This window comes from Streptomyces sp. ISL-10 (genome assembly GCF_018614575.1).
Taxonomy (GTDB): domain Bacteria; phylum Actinomycetota; class Actinomycetes; order Streptomycetales; family Streptomycetaceae; genus Streptomyces.
This window is the reverse complement of record NZ_JAGGOJ010000040.1, coordinates 78690-100875: the sequence shown is the minus strand read 5'-3', so window position 1 is coordinate 100875 and position 22186 is coordinate 78690. Positions and strand designations below refer to the sequence as shown.

At 71.7% G+C, this 22186-nt stretch carries 20 protein-coding genes; 11 read left to right on the top strand and 9 right to left on the bottom strand.

Features of this window, described 5'->3' with window-relative positions; all coding sequences use genetic code 11:
• Positions 1 to 361, top strand: a 361-nt coding sequence (locus J7E88_RS32725; RefSeq protein ID WP_215187089.1) for a hypothetical protein, incomplete at its 5' end; no start/stop codon positions are given.
• A 141-nt stretch (positions 362 to 502) separates the two neighbouring features.
• On the opposite strand, the gene J7E88_RS32720 is transcribed toward J7E88_RS32725, so the two are convergent.
• Entirely contained in the window at positions 503 to 1027 is a 525-nt protein-coding gene (locus J7E88_RS32720; RefSeq protein WP_215187088.1) for a hypothetical protein, read from the bottom strand.
• Between the two features lie 169 nt (positions 1028 to 1196).
• Positions 1197 to 1718, bottom strand: a complete 522-nt coding sequence (locus J7E88_RS32715; protein ID WP_308307696.1) for a helix-turn-helix domain-containing protein — start codon at positions 1716 to 1718, stop codon at positions 1197 to 1199.
• A gap of 80 nt (positions 1719 to 1798) precedes the next feature.
• Between J7E88_RS32715 and pip the strand changes: the two genes are divergently transcribed.
• From pip to J7E88_RS32695, 4 genes are all read left to right on the top strand, one after another.
• The gene (gene pip / locus J7E88_RS32710; RefSeq protein ID WP_215187086.1) at positions 1799 to 2752 is read left to right on the top strand and encodes a prolyl aminopeptidase; all 954 of its coding nucleotides are present in this window, start codon (positions 1799 to 1801) and stop codon (positions 2750 to 2752) included.
• A gap of 236 nt (positions 2753 to 2988) precedes the next feature.
• Positions 2989 to 3978: an SCO0930 family lipoprotein gene (locus J7E88_RS32705; protein ID WP_215187085.1), complete on the top strand. Its 990-nt coding sequence runs from the start codon at positions 2989 to 2991 to the stop codon at positions 3976 to 3978.
• Between the two features lie 259 nt (positions 3979 to 4237).
• Positions 4238 to 5050 (top strand): SAM-dependent methyltransferase, encoded by an 813-nt coding sequence (locus J7E88_RS32700; protein ID WP_215187101.1) that lies wholly within the window; start codon positions 4238 to 4240, stop codon positions 5048 to 5050.
• Complete coding sequence (locus tag J7E88_RS32695) at positions 5047 to 7209, top strand: bifunctional diguanylate cyclase/phosphodiesterase (RefSeq protein ID WP_215187084.1); 2163 nt, start codon at positions 5047 to 5049, stop codon at positions 7207 to 7209. Before J7E88_RS32700 ends, J7E88_RS32695 begins: the two co-directional genes overlap by 4 nt.
• A gap of 79 nt (positions 7210 to 7288) precedes the next feature.
• Here the strand turns inward: J7E88_RS32695 and J7E88_RS32690 are convergent, their stop codons facing one another.
• On the bottom strand, positions 7289 to 8170 hold the full coding sequence (locus tag J7E88_RS32690; RefSeq protein WP_215187083.1) for a LysR family transcriptional regulator: 882 nt from the start codon (positions 8168 to 8170) through the stop codon (positions 7289 to 7291).
• Between the two features lie 94 nt (positions 8171 to 8264).
• On the opposite strand from J7E88_RS32690, the gene J7E88_RS32685 reads away from it, so the two are divergent.
• From J7E88_RS32685 to J7E88_RS32675, 3 genes are read left to right on the top strand one after another with little or no spacing between them, the layout of a single operon-like run.
• Entirely contained in the window at positions 8265 to 8972 is a 708-nt protein-coding gene (locus J7E88_RS32685; protein WP_215187082.1) for a succinate dehydrogenase, read from the top strand.
• 1 nt (position 8973) lies between these two features.
• On the top strand, positions 8974 to 10977 hold the full coding sequence (locus J7E88_RS32680) for a fumarate reductase/succinate dehydrogenase flavoprotein subunit (protein ID WP_215187081.1): 2004 nt from the start codon (positions 8974 to 8976) through the stop codon (positions 10975 to 10977).
• A complete protein-coding gene (locus J7E88_RS32675) occupies positions 10974 to 11720 on the top strand; it encodes a succinate dehydrogenase/fumarate reductase iron-sulfur subunit (protein WP_215187080.1) in 747 nt (248 codons plus the stop codon). The genes J7E88_RS32680 and J7E88_RS32675 overlap by 4 nt, the downstream gene beginning before the upstream one ends.
• Here J7E88_RS32675 and J7E88_RS32670 read toward each other — a convergent pair.
• Together J7E88_RS32670 and J7E88_RS32665 are read right to left on the bottom strand one after the other, a co-directional pair.
• Positions 11710 to 12756: an MBL fold metallo-hydrolase gene (locus J7E88_RS32670; RefSeq protein ID WP_251023544.1), complete on the bottom strand. Its 1047-nt coding sequence runs from the start codon at positions 12754 to 12756 to the stop codon at positions 11710 to 11712. The two genes, J7E88_RS32675 and J7E88_RS32670, sit on opposite strands and share 11 nt — an antisense overlap.
• A gap of 84 nt (positions 12757 to 12840) precedes the next feature.
• Positions 12841 to 13740 (bottom strand): serine hydrolase, encoded by a 900-nt coding sequence (locus J7E88_RS32665; protein WP_215187099.1) that lies wholly within the window; start codon positions 13738 to 13740, stop codon positions 12841 to 12843.
• Between the two features lie 42 nt (positions 13741 to 13782).
• On the opposite strand from J7E88_RS32665, the gene J7E88_RS32660 reads away from it, so the two are divergent.
• Positions 13783 to 14727, top strand: a complete 945-nt coding sequence (locus J7E88_RS32660) for a LysR family transcriptional regulator (RefSeq protein WP_215187098.1) — start codon at positions 13783 to 13785, stop codon at positions 14725 to 14727.
• A gap of 239 nt (positions 14728 to 14966) precedes the next feature.
• Here J7E88_RS32660 and J7E88_RS32655 read toward each other — a convergent pair whose 3' ends face one another.
• Together J7E88_RS32655 and J7E88_RS32650 are read right to left on the bottom strand one after the other, a co-directional pair.
• A complete protein-coding gene (locus J7E88_RS32655; RefSeq protein ID WP_215187079.1) occupies positions 14967 to 17306 on the bottom strand; it encodes an excinuclease ABC subunit UvrA in 2340 nt (779 codons plus the stop codon).
• A gap of 40 nt (positions 17307 to 17346) precedes the next feature.
• Positions 17347 to 18384, bottom strand: a complete 1038-nt coding sequence (locus J7E88_RS32650; protein ID WP_215187078.1) for an MsnO8 family LLM class oxidoreductase — start codon at positions 18382 to 18384, stop codon at positions 17347 to 17349.
• Between the two features lie 106 nt (positions 18385 to 18490).
• On the opposite strand from J7E88_RS32650, the gene J7E88_RS32645 reads away from it, so the two are divergent.
• Positions 18491 to 18985, top strand: a complete 495-nt coding sequence (locus J7E88_RS32645) for a hypothetical protein (protein WP_215187077.1) — start codon at positions 18491 to 18493, stop codon at positions 18983 to 18985.
• Positions 18986 to 19013: 28 nt separating this feature from the next.
• Here the strand turns inward: J7E88_RS32645 and J7E88_RS32640 are convergent, their stop codons facing one another.
• Together J7E88_RS32640 and J7E88_RS32635 are read right to left on the bottom strand one after the other, a co-directional pair.
• Complete coding sequence (locus J7E88_RS32640) at positions 19014 to 19229, bottom strand: dodecin (protein WP_215187076.1); 216 nt, start codon at positions 19227 to 19229, stop codon at positions 19014 to 19016.
• 346 nt (positions 19230 to 19575) lie between these two features.
• Entirely contained in the window at positions 19576 to 20592 is a 1017-nt protein-coding gene (locus J7E88_RS32635) for a tetratricopeptide repeat protein (protein WP_215187075.1), read from the bottom strand.
• A gap of 327 nt (positions 20593 to 20919) precedes the next feature.
• On the opposite strand from J7E88_RS32635, the gene J7E88_RS32630 reads away from it, so the two are divergent.
• Positions 20920 to 22167: an extracellular solute-binding protein gene (locus J7E88_RS32630; protein ID WP_215187074.1), complete on the top strand. Its 1248-nt coding sequence runs from the start codon at positions 20920 to 20922 to the stop codon at positions 22165 to 22167.
• Positions 22168 to 22186 lie beyond the last annotated feature (19 nt).

Here is a 22186-nt window from a genome sequence, read left to right as displayed (position 1 = left end):
CGGTGGCAACCGGGGTGAAGGTGGCGACGGTGGCAACCGGGGCGAAGGGGGCGACGGTGGCAACCGAGGCGGCAATGGGGGCAGCCGCGCCGACAGCGGCCAGGCCGTGGCCACGGCCCGCGTCCGCAACAACGCCGCGCCGGGCAGTTACCACCTGACGGTCCGGTGCAACGACAGCCCGCGGACCGCCAGCGCCTCGTTCACCGTGATCTCCCCACGCGGTGCGGCGGGCGGTATCGGCGGGTCGATCGGCCCCACCAGCGCCGAAATGGCGGTCGGTGCCGGCCTGGTCGCCACGGCGGCCGTCGGCGGCAGCGTCTTCATCGTCCGCCGCCGCCGTACGGTCAGCGGTCAGGCTTGATCGGCCGAACCTCCCGATCGGAGCCAACCGCCCGTCGCCCCGAGTCCTGCGCAGGACTCGGGGCGACGGGCGGTTGGCTCCGACCAGTTGTGGAGTTGGTACGGCGGGTACTGCAGCAACACAGACGGCGGTGGCCGCTCATCAGTGACGGCGATCCGCCGAGCGCCTGCGGACGACGAAGACGGTCGCCGTGGCCGCGGCGGCGACCAGAGCGCCGCCCGCCGCGATCTCGGCGGTGTTCATGCCCTTGAAGCTGCCGCCGGTGCCACCGCGGACGCCGGAGGGGGCGACGGTCGTGACAGACCGGGTGGAGCCCGCGGTCGGCGTGGCGGTGCCGCCGGAGATGGTGAGATCGAGCGTGCCGATCCGCCCGATGCAGTTGAACTGGACCGAGTACACGGCACCCGGCCTGGCGTCCCAGTCGACCACCGCCGTGGCCGCGCCGTTCTGGGGAATTGTGACGGTGTCGAAGACACCTGACGTCACGGTGGTCGTGCTGGGGCAGCCGCCCGCGGTGAGGGTCACACGGCCGCCCGCGGCGACGGTCGAGGGCGTCACGGCGAAGTCGTACGGGGTGTTGTTGACGGCGAAAGCTGAGGTGGGAGCGGTCAGGGCGAGTGCGGCCGCTCCGAGCAGAGCGGCGGACGCGGCACGTATCGCGCGCATGGTCGGACCTCCGGGTCCCCGAGGAGCAGTAGCGGAACCGTTCCGCAGAGGTCGGGGAGTGCTCCTCGATCACCGAAACGCTAAGAGCGGCGGGGGACGCACGCGATCGGTGTAGGGCAAATGGGGCATGACGCTGCACCAGACGGGCGAAGCGCAGCGTGTCGGGGTGTCAGTGCCGGCCGTGGATGGGATGGGGGAGCGCGGCCGTGATCCGTTCGCGCATCGGTCGCCGGTCGAGCGCTTCGAGCGCCTCGGTGATCAGCTCGCTCAGCGGGTGGGACAGCTCGGTGTCGAACGCGGCTGCGGCGGCAGAGGTCGCCTCCCACTCGGTCTCCAGGGTGGGCAGCAGGTCCCGGGCCGTGGGGGTGAGCGACGCGAGGCGGCGGCGTGCGTCCCGACCGGTACCCACTCGCACGAGTCCCTCGCGGGCCGGCTGCGCGACCGTCTGGCTCGCGGCCGAGTGCGTCACGCCGACCACGGTGGCCAGGTCCTGGATAGTGGCCAGGTCCTGGATAGAGGAGGGGCCGCCGGCTGCGAGGGTGCGCAGAAACGGTACGTAGCGCGGGCGTATGCCCGCGAGGCCCAGGTCGGCGTGGACCGCCGCGACATCGGCCTCCAGGCGGCCGAGCAGCAGACGCAGCCGGGTGCCGAGCAGTTCGGGGCCGGGGCCGGCCGGGGCGGAGCGGGTCACGCCCATAATCCAACAGCACTGTTGTATTTCTTCGGGCCGGCCGCCGAGGCGGACCGCATCAGGGGAGAGGACGCCTGGTCATGGCTGAGCTGTATCCGCTTGTCGAGCCCCACGACGAGGGCATGCTGGACGTCGGCGACGGCAACCTTGTGCACTGGGAGGTGTGCGGCAACCCCCACGGCACGCCCGCGCTCGTCGTGCACGGCGGGCCGGGGTCGGGCTGCACGCCGGGCATGCGGCGGTACTTCGACCCCGATGCCTACCGGGTCGTCCTGTTCGACCAGCGCGGCTGCGGGCGCAGCACTCCCCATGCGGCGGAGACCGGCGCCGGCATGCGGCACAACACCACCGCACACCTGCTGGCCGACATGGAACTGCTGCGGGTCCACCTCGGGGTCGATCGCTGGGTGCTGCACGGCGGGTCGTGGGGTTCGACGCTGCTGCTCGCCTACGCCGAGCGGCATCCGGAGCGGGTCGCCGGCATCGTCATCAGCTCCGTCACCACGACGCGGCGTTGCGAGATCGACTGGCTCTACCGGGGAGTCGGGCGCTTCTTCCCCGAGCAGTGGGACCGGTTCCGCGCGGGAGTGCCCGAAGCCGCGCGGCCCGAGGACGTCGTGGCCGCGTATGCGCGCCGGATGGACGACCCGGATCCCGCCGTACGGGAGAAGGCGGCCGCCGACTGGTGCCGGTGGGAGGACGCCGTACTGTCGCTGGAACCCCACGGTGGACCGGACCCGTACAGCGGACGGCCCACGAAGGCGCGGCTGGCAATGGTGCGGATCGCCTCCCATTACTTCGCGCACGGCGCATGGCTCGAGGAAGGCGCGTTGCTGCGGGACGCCCATCGGCTGGACGGAATCGAGGGCGTGCTCTTCCACGGCCGTCTGGACCTGAGTTCACCGCTGGACACCGCCTGGGAGCTGGCGCGGCAGTGGAACGCCTGCGAGCTGGTCGTCATGGAGGACTCGGGGCACAAGGGCAGTGACGAACTGCGCTCGCGTGTGCGGGCCGCACTCGACCGCTTCCGTTGACGCGGCGGCGCGGGAGCGACACGAGCGCCGCATGGTTGAGTTGAGTTCAAGCCATTTCCCGTGCGGTGACTCAGGGGGCGAATTCGCCTGGTGACAACGGGATTTTTACCATTCGTGGCCACGGCTTCGAAGTTTTTCTCCCGCGCATTGAACAAGGGTCCGCCTTCCGTCCGTACCTAGGACCATGAACGGCGCCTCCGGGTGCCGCACCGGATGGAAGAACTACGGGAGTGGACATGAACACCTGGCGGAACGCCTCGCTCGCGGTGACCGCGGCGGCCGTACTCGCGCTGACGACGGCGTGCGGTCAGGACCAGGGCACCCAGACCCCCAACGGCCAGGCGGTCGGCGCCGCGAACCCCGCGGCCCCCGGAGGCGGAGGGTACGACTCGGACGCCGGGTACGGCTCCGACGCCGGAGGCGAGGCCGCCGCTGCGAAGCCCGCGGGCCAGCTCGCCGTCTGGGAGAGCAAGGACCTCGGCAAGGTCGTCACGGACAGCGAGGGCTTCACCCTCTACCGGTTCGACAAGGACACCGCCAAGCCGCCGAAGTCCAACTGCGAGGGCGACTGCGCGAAGGCATGGCCCGTCGTGGCCGCCGGCGGTGCGACGGCAGCCCCCGGTGTCGACCCGTCCCTGATCGGCGAGGTGACCCGGGCGGACGGCTCCAAGCAGCTCACCATCGGCGGCTGGCCCATGTACCGCTACGCCAAGGACACCAAGGCCGGTGACGTCAACGGCCAGGGCGTCGGTGGCACCTGGTACGCGTCCGCCCCGGACGGCAAGAAGGCGGCGCCCGGCGGTGGCGCGGAGGAAGGCGGCGCGGAGGAAGGCGGCGCGGAGGAAGGCGGCGAGGCCGCGGATCTCGCGGGCCTCTCCGTGCGCAAGGACCCCAAGCTCGGCGAGGTCGTGGTCGACAAGAACGGCATGACCGTCTACCGCTTCATGAAGGACTCCGCCTGGCCCATGAAGACGGCGTGCACCGGCGACTGCCTCGAGAAGTGGCCCGTGGTAGAGCCCGTCGACAAGAACGACACCGTGGGCATCCTCAAGAAGGGCTTCGTCACCTTCGACCGGCCTGACGGAATCGAGCAGCAGACCATCGACTGCTGGCCCATCTACACCTTCTCCGGCGACGCCAAGCCCGGCGACACCAACGGCCAGGGCGTCGGTGGCACATGGTACGCCGTGTCGCCGGAGGGCAAGCCGGTCGGAGCGCCCAAGTAGTCCCCACATCGCGCCTCCGACCCCGTCGGCCCGCCGCACACCTCCCGGGTGTGACGGCGGGCCGGCTGCATGTGCTGGGGGCCCGTACCGGGGGCCCGTGACGATCGGTCATGACCCGTGTACATGACCCATACGTGTGACCAAGAACGGACCGCTAATTTCCGTTTGGGGTCGCCCTCTTGGCGGGCGATCAGTAGCCTCGGCTCGAACGCTGGCCATGGACATGGCCGACCGCCGTGGCGACTTGTTGGAGACATCGATGGAGCGTCCCGCCTGGGCCCCGCAGAGCATCGACATATCGGTGCCGAGCGTGTCCCGCATTTACGACTTCTACCTGGGCGGCTCGCACAATTTCGAGGCCGACCGGGAAGCGGCGCGCAAGGCGATGCAGTTCCTGCCGGGTCTCCCCAAGATCATGCAGGCGAACCGGGCGTTCATGCGCAGGGCGGTGAATTACGCGGCGGGCCAGGGCGTCACCCAGTTCCTCGACATCGGCTCCGGCATTCCCACCTTCGGCAATGTGCACGAAGTGGCCCGCGCGGCGAACCCCGGGGCCCGCGTCGTCTACGTCGACCACGACGCCGTGGCCGTCGCCCACAGCCGCAACCTCCTCGACGGTGACGAGCGGTCGGCCGTGGTCTGCGCCGACCTGCGCAAGCCGCGGCAGATCCTCGACAGCCACGAGGTCACGGACCTGCTCGATCTGGAGCAGCCGGTGGCCCTGCTGCTCGTGGCCGTCCTGCACTTTCTCCCGGACGAGGACGACCCGTACGCGGCGGTGGCCGAGCTGCGGGACGCGCTCGCCCCCGGCAGCCTGCTGGTCCTCACCCACGCCTCGTACGAGGGGATACCGGTCCCCGAGGATGTGGCAGGCGGTGCCGTCGGTGTCTACGAGGACATCCGCAACCCCCTGATCATGCGCACCCGCGATCAGATCGCGGCCTTCTTCGAAGGATTCGAGATGGTCGAGCCCGGCCTGGTCGCGATGCCGCACTGGCGGCCCGACGCACCCGTCGACCAGGAGGACCCGTACGCCTTCTCGGGCTTCTCCGGGGTGGGGCGCAAGGCGTGAAGCCGTCGTCGCAGGCGACCGGTGCCGAGGTGGAGCCGGACGCTCTTGAGGACAGACTCAGGCGGTTCGCGACGATCTGGAGCCGGGCCATCTTCCCGGTGACGGCCACGTCGATGACACGACCCGAGTTCGAACAGCATCTGTTGCCCGTCGCGCGGGATCTGTGCCGCGCGCTGCGCGAGCGCCCGTTCGCCGCGCAGGCGGCCCAGCTGATCGGCAGGGCGCTCGTCGACGCGCACTGCACAAACCCCGACGCACTCAGCCGCACGCTCGGCGTCGTCGACTCCTACCTGGTCCTGTACTGCGGCGACCCGGAGCAGACCGCCGAGGAGAACAGGGCGCGCTGCGCCCGGCTCCAGCACGCGGTCGCCGCCGGATTCGCCCATGCCCTGCGCGAACGCACCCTCGCCGAGCAGGAGGCCATCGCCCGTTCCTCGCTGCTGGCGCGCAACGACGCCCTGGAGGCGATGCACGCCACCGAGGTCCGTTTCCGTGCGGTGTTCGACGGGGCCGCGATCGGTATCGGGATCGCCGACCTCGACGGCAATCTGCTGGAGGTCAACGACACCCTCATGCAGATGTTCGGCGGCCTGGAACACCATGTGCGCGGCCGGAAGGTCACCGAGTGGGTGCACCCCGAGGACCGGCCCCAGGTGTGGGAGCTGTACGGGGAACTGGTGCGGGGCGAGCGCGAGCACTACCGGACGGAGAAGCCGTTCTACCGCAACGACGGAACCGTTCTGTGGACCAACCTCACCGTCTCACTGCTGCGCGACGCCGAAGGAGCCCCGCAGTACCAGCTGGTCCTGCTGGAGGACACCACGGAACGCCGGCTGCTCAACCTGCGGCTGCGCTACGAGGCCACACACGACGCGCTGACCGGGCTGCCCAACCGCAGCCTGTTCTTCGAGCGGCTGGACAAGGCCGTGTCGGCGGGCAACGGCGCCCGCTTCGGGCTGTGTTACCTCGACCTCGACGGCTTCAAGGCCATCAACGACAGCCTCGGGCACGCCACCGGCGACCGGCTGCTCGTGGAGGTGGCGGACCGGTTGCAGAGCTGTGCCACCGCGCCGGGTGAGATGGTCGCGCGGCTCGGCGGGGACGAGTTCGTGGCGCTGACCACCGGCCCCGACACCGAGCGCGAGGTGGACGAGCTGGCCTCCCGTATCCTCGGCGCCCTCGCCACCCCGGTCGCCATCGACGGCCGTGAGTTCACCGTGCGCGGCAGCATCGGCATCGTCGAGGGACCGGCGGGCGAGCGGACGAGCGCGGAGGTGCTGCGCAGCGCCGACATCACCATGTACCGGGCCAAGTCGGCGGGGGGCAACCGTTCCGAGCTGGCCGACCCGGAGGCCGACGCCCGCGCCATCACCCGGCACGGGCTGACCAACGCGCTGCCCGCCGCGCTGGAGCGCGGCGAGTTCTTCATCGAGTACCAGCCGCTCGTGCATCTCGGCGACGGCAGCGTGCACGGCGCCGAGGCACTCGTGCGCTGGTGCCACCCGCAGCACGGGGTGCTCGGCCCGGACCGGTTCATCCCGCTCGCCGAACGGACCGGGCTGATCGTGCCGCTCGGCCGCTGGGTGCTCCAGGAGGCGGTACGCCAGGCCCGGTACTGGAGCAGACGGCACACCGACGGCGGTCCGCTGCGCATCAACGTCAACCTCTCGCCCGCCCAGCTCCAGCACCCGGGGCTCGTCGCGGACACGGTCGACGTGCTGGAGCGCTCCGGCCTGGAGCCCGGCGCCCTGTGCCTGGAGGTCACCGAGTCCGCGCTCATCGGAGCCGACGAGGACCTGCTCAAGCCGCTGCGGCAACTGGCCGAGATGGGCGTGGACATCGCGCTCGACGACTTCGGCACCGGCTACTCGAACCTGGCCAATCTGCGCCGGCTGCCGGTGAGCGTGCTCAAGCTGGATCGTTCCTTCACACAGGGCATGCAGCAGCACCCCGCCGACCCCGTCGATCTGAAGATCGTCGAGGGCATCGTGTCGCTGGCGCACAGTCTCGAACTCGCCGTGACCGTGGAGGGCGTGGAGACCGGCGCCCAGGCCGAGCAACTGCGCGAGATCGGCTGCGACACGGCTCAGGGCTGGTACTACGCGCGGCCCGGCGCGCCGGACCGCATCCACTCCCTGGTCCTCGTCGACGCGGTCTGACCGGCGCGGCCAGGGGATCGCGGGGCCGCGCAGGCTCGGGGCCGCCGGGGCACGGGCCCCGGCGGCCGCGTCGCAGGGCTCAGGCCCGCGAGTCCAGCAGCACGCGCTGCAGCTCGCGGGCCGCCCGCGGCGGCGCCACGTCGCTGCGGTGGGCGAGCGCGATCGTGCGCCGCAGGCCGGGAGGGGCGAGCGGGGTCACCCGCAGACCGCCTCCGGCTCCTTCGGCGACCATGCTCGGCACGACGGCGACGCCGAGGCCGGCCCGTACGAATCCCAGCACGGCGTCCATCTCGCCGCCCTCCACCGTGAACGTCGGCTCGAAACCCTCTGTCCGGCACGCGGCGACGGTCAGCTCCCGCAGGTCGTAGCCGTGCCGGAACATCACCAGCGGTTCGCCCGCGAGGTCCGCGATCCGCACCGGCGCCGACGGGGCAGCGGCCGCGGGCGCGGAGATCACCACGAGGTCCTCCCGCAGCAGTTCCACGGTGGTGAGCGCCGGCGAGGGAGAGGGGAGGGGCAGCACGACGAGCGCCAGATCGAGGGAGCCGCGGGCCAGGTCCCGTACGAGATCGTGCGAGCCGGACTCCTCGATCAGGATCTCGATCCCCGGGTGCAGATCGTGGAAGGTGCGCAGCACCTGGGGCAGCAGTCCGGTGCACAGGCTCGGGGTGGCGCCGAGGCGGACCCGCCCCCGGCGCAGCTGGGCCAGCTCCTGCACCTCGCGGCGGGCCGTCTCGGTGTCGGCGAGGATGCGGCGGGCCAGCGGGAGCAGCGCCTCACCGGCGTCGGTGAGGGCGATGTTGCCCCGGGCCCGGCCGAAGAGATCGGCGCCGAGCTCCTGTTCAAGCGCCCGGATCTGCTGGGACAGGGACGGCTGGGAGACATGGACGCGCTCGGCGGCGCGGGTGAAGTGGCGGGCTTCCGCGACTGCGACGAAGTAGCGGAGTTGCTGGAGCTGCATGCCACCACTGTAAAGGGTCGATAGGGGCAACCTATCGACATGAGCCGTATCATGTCTTGGACCTCTCGTGGTGTCCGGCCCTAGCGTCGACGGCATGGCTCTGGCAACGCGGACGGAACGGCAACCGTCCAGGACGCGCACCTTCTGGGCATCCACCATCGGCAAGAAGACCGTCATGGCCGTCAGCGGTCTGATCATGCTCGGCTATCTCGTCGCCCATATGTTCGGCAACCTGAAGATCTTCTTCGGACCGGGGGAGTTCAACGAGTACGGCCACTGGCTGCGCACCATGGGCGCCCCCGTCCTGCACGAGTCGTGGGCCCTGTGGCTCGTCCGCGTCGTGCTCCTCGCCGCGGTGGCCGCGCATGCCGTATCGGCGTACCAGCTCAGCAGGCGCGACATCAAGGCGCGCCCCAGCCGCTATGTCCACAAGCGGCCCCGCGCGAGCTACGCCACCCGCACCATGCGCTGGGGCGGCGTCATCCTCGCCCTGTTCATCGTCTGGCACATCCTGGACCTGACGACCGGCACCGTGCACACGGGCGGCTTCCAGGAGGGGCACCCGTACCAGAACGTCGTGGACACCTTCTCCACCTGGTACGGCAACGCCGTCTACATCGTCGCCATGCTCGCCGTCGGACTCCACATCCGCCACGGCTTCTGGAGCGCCGCCCAGACGCTCGGCGTCGGCAGCGCCGCCCGCGACCGCGTCCTCAAGACCGCCGCCAACGTGCTGGCGCTCGCGCTGACCGCCGGATTCCTCTCCGTACCCGTCGCCGTCATGACCGAAGTGGTGAGCTGAGATGAGTTTCCTCGACTACCGGACCGGCGCTCCGCTCGCCGACACCAAGGCGCCCGGCGGGCCCATCGCCGAACGCTGGGACACACGACGCTTCGAGGCCAGACTCGTCAACCCCGCCAACCGCCGCGGCCACACCGTGATCGTCGTCGGCACCGGGCTCGCCGGAGGGGCCGCGGGCGCGACACTCGCCGAACAGGGCTACCACGTCGAGCAGTTCTGCTATCAGGACTCCCCGCGGCGCGCCCACTCCATCGCCGCCCAGGGCGGCATCAACGCGGCCAAGAACTACCGCAACGACGGCGACTCGATCCACCGCCTCTTCTACGACACCGTCAAGGGCGGCGACTTCCGCGCCCGCGAGTCAGGCGTCCACCGGCTCGCCCAGATCTCCGTCGAGATCATCGACCAGTGCGTCGCGCAGGGCGTCCCGTTCGCCCGCGAGTACGGCGGACTGCTCGACACCCGCTCCTTCGGCGGCGTCCAGGTCTCGCGCACCTTCTACGCCCGCGGGCAGACGGGCCAGCAACTCCTCCTCGGCGCCTACCAGGCACTCTCCCGGCAGATCGCCGCCGGCAACGTCACCCTGCACGCCCGCACCGAGATGCTCGATCTGATCGTGGTCGACGGCCGCGCCCGCGGCATCCTCGCCCGCGACCTCGTCACCGGCGAGATCTCCACGTACTTCGCCGACGCCGTCGTGCTGGCGACCGGCGGCTACGGCAACGTCTTCTACCTGTCGACGAACGCCATGAACTCCAACGCGACCGCGATCTGGCGTGCCCACCGGCGCGGCGCGTACTTCGCCAACCCCTGCTTCACCCAGATCCACCCCACCTGCATCCCCCGCACCGGCGACCACCAGTCCAAGCTGACGCTGATGAGCGAGTCGCTGCGCAACGACGGCCGCATCTGGGTGCCCAAGGCGCGCGGCGAGACCCGCCCGCCGCACGAGATCCCCGAGGACGAGCGGGACTACTACCTGGAGCGGATCTACCCCTCCTTCGGCAACCTCGTGCCGCGCGACATCGCCTCGCGCGCCGCGAAGAACGTCTGCGACGAAGGACGCGGCGTCGGCCCCGGCGGCCAGGGCCAGAGGGGCGGAGCCGAAGGCTCCTCGGTTGAGGGCGGTGGTGGGCGACGGGAGGGCGTGTACCTCGACTTCGCCGACGCCATCGCCCGCATGGGCCGGGCCAAGGTCGAGGAGAAGTACGGCAACCTCTTCGACATGTACGAGCGGATCACCGCGGACAACCCGTACGAGGTGCCGATGCGGATCTACCCCGCCGTGCACTACACGATGGGCGGACTGTGGGTCGACTACGACCTCCAGACCACCGTCCCCGGCCTCTTCGCCATCGGCGAGGCGAACTTCTCCGACCACGGGGCCAACCGGCTCGGCGCCTCCGCGCTGATGCAGGGCCTCGCCGACGGCTATTTCGTCCTGCCCTCCACGATCAACGACTACCTGGCCCGCAACCCGCTGAACGACACCCCCGGCGAAGACCACCCCGCCGTGGCGGAAGCCGTCGCCGACACCGAGGACCGCCTGCGCCTGCTGCTCGCGGTCGCCGGCGACCGTACCCCGGACTCCTTCCACCGTGAGATCGGTGAACTCATGTGGGAATTCTGCGGCATGGCCCGCACCGACACCGGACTGCGCAAGGCGCTGGAGCGGATCCCCCGGATCCGCGAGGAGTTCTGGCGCCGCATCAAGGTCCCCGGCAGTGGCATGGAGTTCAACCAGTCGCTCGAGAAGGCCAACCGGATCGTCGACTACCTCGAACTGGCCGAGCTGATGTGCCTCGACGCACTGCACCGCACCGAGTCCTGCGGCGGCCACTTCCGCGAGGAGTCCCAGACCCCCGACGGCGAGGCCGCCCGCAGGGACGAGGCGTTCTCGTACGCCGCGGCCTGGGAGTTCTCCGGTACGGGCACGGCCCCCGTGCTCCACAAGGAAGACCTCGTCTTCGAGTACGTCCACCCCACCCAGCGGAGCTACGCATGAAGCTCAACCTGCGCGTCTGGCGCCAGAAGAACGCCGACGTCCCGGGTGCCATGGCCACCTACGAAGTGGACGGGATCTCCCCGGACATGTCGTTCCTGGAGATGCTCGACACCCTCAACGAGCACCTCATCCTGCGCGGCGAGGAACCGGTCGCCTTCGACCACGACTGCCGCGAGGGCATCTGCGGCGCCTGCTCGCTCGTCATCAACGGCGACGCGCACGGCCCCGAGCGCACCACCGCCTGCCAGCTCCACATGAGGTCCTTCCAGGACGGCGACACGATCGACGTCGAGCCGTGGCGGGCGGCCGCCTTCCCGGTCGTCAGGGACCTGGTCGTCGACCGCTCCGCCTTCGACCGGATCATCCAGGCCGGCGGCTACATCAGCGCCCCCACCGGGTCCGCCCCCGAGGCCCATGCGACGCCGGTGCCCAAGCCGGACGCCGAATCGGCCTTCGAGCACGCGGAGTGCATCGGCTGCGGCGCCTGTGTGGCGGCCTGCCCCAACGGCTCGGCGATGCTCTTCACCTCGGCGAAGGTCAACCACCTCAATGTGCTGCCGCAGGGCGCCCCGGAGCGCGAGACCCGGGTGCTCGACATGGTCGCCGCCATGGACGCGGAGGGCTTCGGCGGCTGCACCCTGACCGGCGAGTGCGCGACCGCCTGCCCCAAGGGCATCCCGCTGCCCTCGATCGCGGCGATGAACAGGGAGTGGCTGCGGGCGACCCGCAAGGTCAGGCGTTAGCGGCCGTCCTCGGCAGCATGTCCGCCCCGAAGACCGTCGCGTAGTCGGGGACGACCACCCGCGACGCCGGGCTGCACCGGTGGACCTCGGCCACGAAACCGTCGAGGTCCATTGCCGGATCACGCTGCGGCGGGCCGCTCAGTGGTCGCTCGAAGTTGTCCCAGTGCACCGGGACGACGGTCGCGGGGCCGCCGAGGGCGCCCAGCAGCCGCGGCACATAGCGATGCGTCGCCCGGCCGGCCGGCACCGCCGCCATCAGGACGTCCGGCCGCAGCCCGGCCACCGCGCGCTCGTCGAAGTCGCTCGCCCCCATGAAGAACACCGAAGGGCCGTCCGGCACCGACAACTGGAACGCCAGCGTGTCGCCCTCCGGCAGGTCCGAGATGGTGCGTGGGGCTTGCGGCGGCGGGGTGTTCAGGGTGCCCGGCGCGAAATACGACCAGTTCGCGTTGCGGCTGTGCCGACTGGAGACGACCTCGACCGTGCAGCCGCCGAAGTCCAGCACCTCACCGCCCTTGACCACACTGATCTGCGCCTTGTCGACACCGAGGGAGCGCAGCACGTGGTACGTCGTCTCCGTGCCGACGACCCGCGCGCCCGTGGACCGCGCGATGTACGGGACGTCGTTGACGTGGTCCCAGTGGGTGTGGCTGACCAGGATGATCTCCGGTCTGCCGGCGTGGCGGTCCACCAGCTCCCGGTCGCAGGTCAGCTCGGTGGCCGGGTCGAAGCTGCCCTTCGGGCCGAACAGCCCCGTGGGGAAACGTGTGATGTACGGGTCGACGAGGACACCGCGCCCGCCGATGCCGACGCGCCACCCCGAGGTGCCGAGCCACCGCAGCGTCGCACTGTCCGCGCGTACGCCCGCAGCCCCACTGCTGCCCTCCGCAGCCCCGCTGCTCCGTTCCGCCGCCCCCGCTCCCGCAGCCGTGGGCAGCAGGGGTACGGCCGCTCCGAGTGCGGCGCCGCGCAGCAGTGTCCTGCGGACCAACGACCGCCGGCCGCTGTCCTCCGTGCCGTTCATGAGTTCGCTCATGACGGGCAGAAGATCAGGCCCCGGCCGTCGGCGTCCAAGACCGCGGGCGCCCACGATCCATACCGTCAGGTGTATGTGACCTGGTCACAGGCTCTGCGCGTGGGCCGGTCCGCGCAGAAGATCCACCGCCGTCCGCGCCGCCGTGCCGATGGCCACGTCCGTGCCTGTACGGTTCGCCACCGGCTGTGGTGTGCGGGCGAAGACCGCGACCGCGTACCGGCTGCCGTCCGGGTACTCGGCCACCCCGACCTCGTTGTGCAGCCCCGGCAGGGTGCCCGTCTTCGCGGCGATCCGCACGCCGTCCTCGAACCCCGCCGCGAGGCGGTGCCGGAAAACCTGACGCGCCATCAGGGCGCGTACCTGGGCGCACGCCTGGGCCGGACCGGCCTCGTCGCGCCAGATCATTCTCAGCAGCCGCGTCATCTCGCGCGGCGTGCTCGCGTTCGTACGCGCCGGATCGAGGACGCCGAGGGCGCTCACCTCGGCGGCGGACAGCGCGGGGAAGAGGGCGGCGAACTCCTGCTCGTCACGGGCTCCCACCTCCGCGAGCATCGACTCCAGGACCTGCCGGGGGCCGCCCACGATCCTGGTGCGCGCGAGGCCCAGCTCCTTGGCCAGCAGGTCTACGGTGTCCACCCCCACCCGCTCCAGGAGCAGATCCGCGGCCGTGTTGTCGCTGACGGACATCGCGAAATGCGCGAGGTCCCGCAAGGACAGCTCCACATCGTCCAGGCACCCCGCCGTGCCCCAGCCCCCGAGCCGGTGCCCGGCCCTGACCAGCAGCCGCTCCCGCGGATCGAGCTGACCGGCCGCCGACTGCCGGGCGAACTCCAGGACCAGCAGCACCTTGAACACCGAGGCGAGCACGACCGGTTCATCGGCGCCGCACCCCACGTCCCGGCCGGAGTCGATGTCCACCGCGTGCAGCCTGCCCTCGGCCCCCGCCGCCGCGAACACCGCACGCAGCCTCTCCTCGACCGGCATCCCGAACTCCCGCCCATCGCCTACTGTCGTCTTGTGGATCTCTTGCGCCACCTGCGTATCTTCGTCGCCGTCGCCGACGAGATGAACTTCGGCCGGGCCGCCGAACGGCTCGGCACGGCCCAGCCGCCGCTCAGCCGCGCCGTCCGCCGGCTGGAGGAGGACCTCGGCGCCGAACTCTTCGACCGTTCACGGCGGCAGATCGCGCTCACCCCGGCCGGCGCGGTCCTCCTCGACGAGGCGCGGGACCTGCTGGCGCGCGAGGAACGCACGCGGGTCCTCGTACGGCGTGCCCGCGACGGCGACCTCGGCACCCTGCGCGCCGGAGTGCCGCCGGACACTTCCGCCGCGGTCCTCGGCGCCCTGCTCGCCGAGTGCGCGGACCGGGCACCCGCCCTGCGTATCGACCTCCAGGAGGTGACGACGGACGAGCAGCTGCGACTGCTGGCATCCGGCGGACTGGACGTCGGCCTGGTGCACGCCCCCGTCGACGCCACCGATGTCGCCCTCGGACCCGAGGTCGGCGTCGACCTCGGTGTCGTCCTGCCCCGGACCTCCCCCCTCGCCCGGCTGCCCGAGGTCGCGCTCGACGACCTCGCGGGCCACGACCTGGTGCTCTTCCCGCGTTCCGCCGCACCCGGCTGGTACGACAGGACACTCGACATCTGCCGCGCGGCGGGCTTCGTGCCCGGCCGCGTACGCCACGCCCGCAACCCCGAATTCCTCATCGGCCTCGTCACCGCGGGGCGCGGAGTGGCCTTCGACCAGGGACCTGTCGCCCGCAAGGAGCCCAGAGTGGCCTGGCGGCCACTGGCGGGACGGCCGCTCACCCAGCGGATCCGCGCAGCGTGGCCCCGGCAGTCGCCGCACCCCGGCACACGGGAGTTCGCCTCGGTCGCGGCGGACGTGCTGGCACGCGACCGTACGACGACGGCGCCACTGGACGGCTCGGCGGAGACGCCGCGCCCGTGGTCGGTGGTGTTCGGCTGATCGTGGGCCCGGCGTGCCGACGGCTCGCGGACCGCGGGTCGTGGTGAGTGCGTCGGGCGGAATGGTTTTGCGTCGGCCGCGGCGTGGCGTGGGCCGGGTGGGGGTGGTCTCGGGTCGTGGTGAGTGCGTCGGGCCAAAGGTCTTGCGTCGGCCGCCGCGTCGGACGGCCTGGAGCCGACCCACCGCAGGGGATCTCCTGGCCCCGACGGCCGCGTCCGGCGCCCACCGCCTGTGGGCCCTCAGCCGAGCGCCCCCGCCAGATACGGTGCGGTGCGGCTGCCCCGCGCGATGGCCACCTCGGACGGTGTGCCGGACGCCACGATCCTGCCGCCCTCGTCGCCGCCGCCCGGTCCGAGGTCGACCACCCAGTCCGCGCCGGCGACCACGTCCATGTCGTGCTCGACCACCACCACCGAGTTCCCCGCGTCCACGAGCCCGTTCAACTGGCGCATCAGCACCTCCACATCGGCCGGATGCAGACCGGTCGTCGGCTCGTCGAGGACGTAGAGCGTGTGACCTCGGCGCATCCGCTGAAGCTCGCTCGCGAGCTTGATGCGCTGCGCCTCGCCGCCCGACAGTTCCGTCGCCGGCTGGCCGAGCCGCAGATAGCCGAGTCCCACGTCCGTCAGCGCGCGCAGGCTGCGGGCCGCCGCCGGGACGTCCGCGAAGAAGGCGGACGCGGCCTCCACCGTCAGGTCCAGCACCTCGGCGATGTTCCGGCCCCGGTAGCCGACCTCCAGCGTCTCGGGCCGGTAGCGGGCGCCCTCGCAGTCCGGGCAGGGGGCGTAGGTGCTGGGCAGGAACAGCAGCTCGACGGAGACGAACCCCTCGCCCTGGCAGGTCTCGCACCGTCCGCCCGCCACGTTGAACGAGAAGCGGCCGGCCCGGTAGCCGCGTTCACGCGCCTCGCCGGTGGCGGCGAACAGCTTGCGCACCACGTCGAACAGGCCTGTGTACGTAGCCAGGTTGGACCGCGGAGTGCGGCCGATCGGCTTCTGGTCCACCGCCACCAGACGGCCCACGCCGGGCAGTTCCCCGGTGATCGATCCGACCAGGGTCGACTTTCCCGAGCCCGACACGCCCGTGACCGCCGTCAGGACGCCGAGCGGGAGGCGCGTCGTCAGGCCGCGCAGATTGTGGCGGGTCAGCGGCCCGAGCCGGAGGTGTCCCGACGGCTCCCTCGGCGTCCGCGCGGGCGCGGGTCCTGTGGCGAAGAGGAATCGGCGGGTCGCGGACTCGGCCACTCCGGCGAGCTCCTGCGGCGGACCGCTGTGCAGGACGAGCCCGCCGTGCTCTCCCGCGTGCGGCCCGACATCGACCAGCCAGTCGGCGCGCCGCACCACGTCCAGATGGTGTTCCACCACGAAGACCGTGTTGCCGCCCGCCTTCAGCCGGTCGAGGACCACCAGCAGCGCCTCCGTGTCAGCGGGATGCAGCCCGGCTGACGGCTCGTCCAGCACATAGACGACGCCGAACAGCCCGGACCGCAGCTGCGTCGCCAGCCGCAGCCGTTGCAGCTCCCCGCTGGACAGTGTCGGCGTCGCCCGGTCCAGGCTCAGATAGCCGAGGCCCAGTTCGGTCACCGTGGCGACCCGGGCCAGCAGATCCGCTGTGAGCACCCGGGCCGTCTCGCCGACCCCGCCGCCGCGCAGGACGGCCGCAAGCTCGGTCAGCGGCAGCGACGCCAGCTCGGCGATCGTACGCCCGGCGAAGGTGACCGCCAGCGCCTCCGGGCGCAGCCGGCCGCCCCGGCACACCGGGCACGGCTCACTGGTCAGAAACTGCTCGGCCCTCGCGCGCAGGGTCTGGCTCCTGGAGCCGGAGAAGGTGTGCATCACATAGCGGCGGGCGCTCATGTACGTGCCCTGGTAGGGGCGTTGGAAGCGCCCCGCCTCCCGGACCGGATGCACGGTGACGACCGGCTGTTCGTCGGTGAACAGGATCCAGTCCCGGTCCTTGGAGTCGAGTTCGCGCCATGGCCGGTCCACGTCGTATCCGAGGGCGTCCAGGACGTCCCGCAGGTTCTTGCCCTGCCAGGCACCGGGCCAGGCCGCGATCGCCCCCTCGCGGATCGGCAGGGAGGGATCGGGGACCAGCAGCTCCTCGGTGGTGCGGTGGACCCGGCCGAGACCGTGGCACTCGGGGCACGCGCCGGCGGCCGTGTTCGGCGAGAAGGCGTCGGAGTCGAGCCGTGCGGCCCCCTCGGGGTAGTCGCCCGCCCGCGAGAAGAGCATGCGCAGTGAATTGGACAGGGTGGTGACCGTGCCGACGGAGGAGCGCGATGTGGGGGCCGAGCGGCGCTGCTCCAGCGAGACGGCGGGCGGCAGCCCGGTGATCTCGCCGACCTTCGGTGCGCCGATCTGGTGGATCAGCCTGCGGGCGTAGGGCGCGACGGACTCGAAGTAACGCCGCTGCGCCTCCGCGTAGATCGTGCCGAACGCCAGCGAGGACTTCCCGGATCCGGAGACGCCGGTGAAGACGACGAGGGCGTCGCGGGGGATGTCGACGTCGACACCGCGCAGATTGTGCTCCCGCGCGCCGCGGACACGCACGTACGGGTCGTGGGGGCTGCTGTGCATGGAGGACGATTCTAGGCCGACCCGGGAAGGTCTCGCCTGGTCAGGCCGTCGGCCGCGGGGCCGGTGCGGCGCCCCGCAGATCTGCGACGCGGGCGAGGCGCCGGAAGGAGCCGAGCAGCGCGTCACGGTCGTACGTGCTCGTGGTGACCAGCACCTCGTCCGCGCCGCTGTCCTTGATCACCGCCTCCAGACCGTCCGCGACCTGCTCCGCCGTCCCGGCGACATGGCCCTTCAGCCCCGCCAGGAAGAAGCCGCGTTCCCTCTCCGTCATCGTCAGGGCCTCGATCCGCTCCGGCGGCAGCAGGGGCGGGAAGACGCCGTGCGTACGCGAACAGGCCCCGGACCACGCCTCGGACAGGAGCAGCCGCCGCGCCTCGTCCTCGCTCTCGGCCACCGCAACGGTCCCGGCGACGACCACGTACGGCCGTGCCGACCACTCGGACGGCTCGAAGCCGCGGCGGTAGTCCTCGACCGCGGACAGCAGTTTCTCCCTGTCGCGCAGATCCCCGATGACCAGCGGAAGCCCGGACCGCGCGGCGATCACGGCACCCTCACCCGTCGCCAGGACGAACGGCGGGACCCTCAGGCCCTCGGCAGGCCGGGCGTGGACCTGCGGATACGCCCGCTGCCCGCCCGTGAACCAGCCCAGCAGCTCGTCCAGCTGCGCCGCGAAGCCGTCGGCGTCCGTCTTGTCCCGGCCGAGCGCCCTGCGGATACCGTTCGTGAAGCCGGCCGAGCGCCCCAGCCCCATGTCGATCCGGCCCGGGAACAGCGACTCCAGCACGCCGAACTGCTCGGCGACCACGAGCGTTTGGTGGTTGGGCAACATCACCCCGCCCGTGCCGACCCGGATGGTGGAGGTGGCCGCGGCGACCGCCGCGGCGAGCACCGTGGGCGCCGAACCGGCGACGCCGGGCACGCTGTGGTGCTCGGACACCCAGAACCGGTGGTAGCCCAGGGCCTCCAGCTCCTGGGCGAGGCGCACGGTGTCCCGCAGCGCGGTCGGCCCATCCTGCCCCTCGCGGGTACGGGAACGGTCCAGCACGGACAGCCGGGTGGAAGCGATCAATGAGCTCACGCTGTGTTCAACGCCCGCGCGCCGGGCAGATTCCCGCACCCCGGGGCTCGGTCGCGTCCGGGCGCCTCGCCGCGGCGCTCCGTCGGACGCCGTCTAGTCTCATGGCGTGACGAGCAACAGCAGGCCGCTGGCCGTATTCGACCTCGACGGGACGCTCTCCGACGCCGGGCACCGCCAGTACCTGCTGGAACGCAGGCCGCGCGACTGGGACGCCTTCTTCGCCGCCGCGCCCCAGGACCCGCCGCTGCCCGAGGGCGTCCGGCTGTGCCTGGAGACGGCCGTGGAGTGCGAGGTCCTGTACCTCACCGGCCGGCCCGAGCGGTGCCGTGCCGACACCCTGGACTGGATAGCCGCCCAGGGACTGCCCGAGGGGCGCCTCTTCATGCGGCGCAACGACGACCGCCGGCCCGCCCGCAGGACCAAGCTGGACATCCTCCGGCGGCTCGGACGCGACCGGGAGGTCCGGGTGCTCGTCGACGACGACGAGCTGGTGTGCGACGACGCCGAGCGCGCCGGCTTCCGGGTCGTACGGGCACGGTGGGGTGCGCGGAGCACGAGCGAGGCCATGAAGGACGCGCAGGAGCGCGAGGGACGCACCTGATACTCCCGACCCTGCCCGGCCGGGAGCGTCAGTCGCCGTCCTCCAGGCGGAAGCCGACCTTCAGCCCGACCTGGAAATGCTCGATCCGACCTTCGACGATATGCCCCCTGACCTGCGTGACCTCGAACCAGTCGAGGCCGCGCAGCGTCTGGGACGCCCGCGTGATGCCATTGCGAATGGCCTGGTCGACGCCGTCGGGGGAACTGCCCACGATCTCGGTGACGCGGTAGGTGTGGTTCGACATGTGCGTCGCACTCCTCTCGGTGCATTGACTCCACGGTGCCCCACGGGGAGGCGTCCCGCGAGGCGTCGGGGCCGTGCGGTGGCATGTGGGGCGCGCCTTCCGGGACGCGCGGCGCTGCGGTGGCGGGTGGGGCGCGGGCCGGGACGCGCGCGTTGCGGTGGCCCGTATGGCGGTCGCGCTGCCGCCACCTCGAAGGCGGCCGCCTTCCCGGGCGCGCGAGTGAGTGACGGGTGTGGCCGATCCCGAAGGCGGCCGCCTTCCGGGACGCGCGAGTGAGTGATGGGGTGTCGCTCCGCGACGGCCCCGTCCCGCCGGTGCACCTCGCCGGGCGCCCGCGGCGCACGAGTCACGCCGCCAGCAGCTCGGCCCGGAACGCCGCCGCGGTCTGCCGGGCCTGACGCAACCCGATCCGCTCGAACTCGCTGTCCAGAGCGGTCAGTTCGGCCAGCGCCTCGCCCTGCGGGCGGCCCCGGCGGAAGCGTGACCGGGCGAGCCCCAGCCTGGCCAGCGCCGCACCACGCGCCTCGTCCATGTCCCGGAACGCGCTCAGCGCCACCTCGTACGCCGCGCAGGCCTCCTCGTAACGCCCGGCCCGGAACAGGACGTTGCCGCGCATCTTCAGGTTGTACGCGAGCGCTCCCGCCAGCTCCATCTCCCGGCAGACGGACTCCGCCTGTGTCAGCAGCGCGAGAGCCCGGTCCGTCGAGCCCCGAAGCGAGAGCACATCGGCCATGCCGCGCAGGGACCAGGCCCGCCCGCGGGCGTCGTCGGCCTCGGAGGCGATCCGTACGCACTCGGTGAACAGCTCCAGCGCCGTGGCGTGGTCGCCGCTGTTGCGGTGCATCTGCGCGATGCCGGACATCGCCCACACCACGTGCCGGGACTCGCCGTGCGCCCGGGCCTGCCGCAGCAGTTGCTCGTGCAGCTCCGCGACGGCGGCGTAGTCCCCCTGTATCCGGCCGGTCTCGGCGAGCCCGGCGAGGGCGTATCCGTGGGCGAGACGGTCGCCGGAGGCGTCGGCGAACGCGACGGACGCGGACAGCAGGCGCCGCGCGAGCCGCAGGGCGCCGCACTGGCGCGCGAGGGTGCCGCCGCTCCACAGCGCCCATGCCATCCCCGCCGGGTCACCGGCCTCCCGGGCGCAGCGGTAGCTGTCGTGCCAAGCGGCGCGGGCGTCGGCGGAGCGCCCCAGCCGCCGGTTGGCCTCGGCGAGCGCCAGGGCGGCCCTGGCCCGGTCGCGGGCCGAACCCGCCTCGTCCCGGGCGCGTCGCGCGGTGGCGAGGACCTCCTCGTAGGAGGAGTTCACACTGAGCGCCGAGCCCAGATCGCCCTGGTACTCCGGAGCGAATGCCTTGCCGTACATGTCGAAGGGGCCTCCTGACCGTGGGGGGTTCGATCAAGAAGCTATGTGCGGGGGGCTGTAGCGCGGATCAGCCTGCTTATGGGTTCGGGGGTCAGCCGCAAGTGCTACGCGACGGTGGCCGGTCATCATCGCGACGGACGGGGATCACGGCGAATCAGCGCACACGCGGGCACCGATCACGACCCCGCAGCACCAAGCGGGCCTGTCGGACGCGGGGTTGACCCGCCCTTTGGTCCATACCAAAATCCAGCCACACCCGTGCGAGCGCGGAGCGCTTCCCCCCATGTCGGGTCCATCCTCCGTGCCCTCACGCTGAAGGTGACCTCCGTGAAGAACCGCTCGCTCACCCTGTCCACCGCACTCGTGTGTGCGGTCACCCTCGGCGGCTGCGGGCTGATGCCGGGCGGCTCAGCCACCAGGACCGTGCACGTGTGGCTGATGAAGGACAGCGTCTCGCAGGACTTTCTCGACCGCTTCACCGAGGCGTTCGAGGACAAGCACCCCGACATCGAGCTCGATGTCACCTTCCAGGAGTGGACCGGCATCGGGAAGAAGGTCACCGAGGCACTGGAGGGCGACGACGCCCCCGAGATCATCGAGGTCGGCAACACCCAGGTCGCCCAGTACGCCGAGAGCGGCGGACTGCGCGACCTCACGCTCGAGTCCGTCCGCGACCTCGGCAACGAGGACTGGCTGCCCGGCCTCGCCGAACCGGGCAGCATCAACGGCTCCCAGTACGGCATCCCGTGGTACGCGGCCAACCGGGTCGTCATCTACCACAAGGACCTCTTCGCCCAGGCCGGCATCAAGGAGCCTCCGAAGACCCGTGCGCAGTGGCTGGCGATCTCCGAGCGGCTCAACACCCCTGGCACCGACGGGATCTACCTCTCCGGCCAGGACTGGTACACACTGGCCGGCTTCATCTGGGACGAGGGGGGAGAGCTCGCCGTGGACAGGGCCGGCGAATGGGAAGGCGCACTGCACACCTCCGCAGCCCTGCGCGGGATGGAGTTCTACCGACGACTCCAGTCGCACGGCTCCGGTCCGAAGGACGGTGACGAGGAGACCCCGCCCCAGGCCGAGGTGTTCGCCAAGGGCACGGTCGCCCAGATGATCGCGGTCCCCAGCGCGGCCACGGTCATCGAACAGGCCAATCCCGCGCTCAAGGGCAAGCTCGGCTTCTTCCCGGTGCCCGGCAAGAGCGCCAGGGAGCCGGGCGCCGTCTTCATCGGCGGTTCCGACCTGATCGTGCCGAAGAACTCCGAAGAACGGGCCGCCGCCGTCGAAGTGGTCTCCGCGCTGGCGAGCGACCCATGGCAGATCGACCTCGCCCGGACGATGAACTACGTGCCCAACAAGACCACGCTCGCCGACGAGCTGGAGGGCCAGGAGAGCACCTCGGCCATGGCCGCGGGCGCGGCCCGGGGCAGGGCGACCCCGAACTCCCCGCAGTGGGCGAACGTCGAGGCCGACAACCCGATCAAGCCGTACATGACGGCCGTTCTGACGGGCCAGGACCCGCGGCGCGCCGCACGGGCCGCCTCCGACCGCATCACCGCCGCCCTGCTGCCCTGACCGGCGGCAGCGGCGGCGC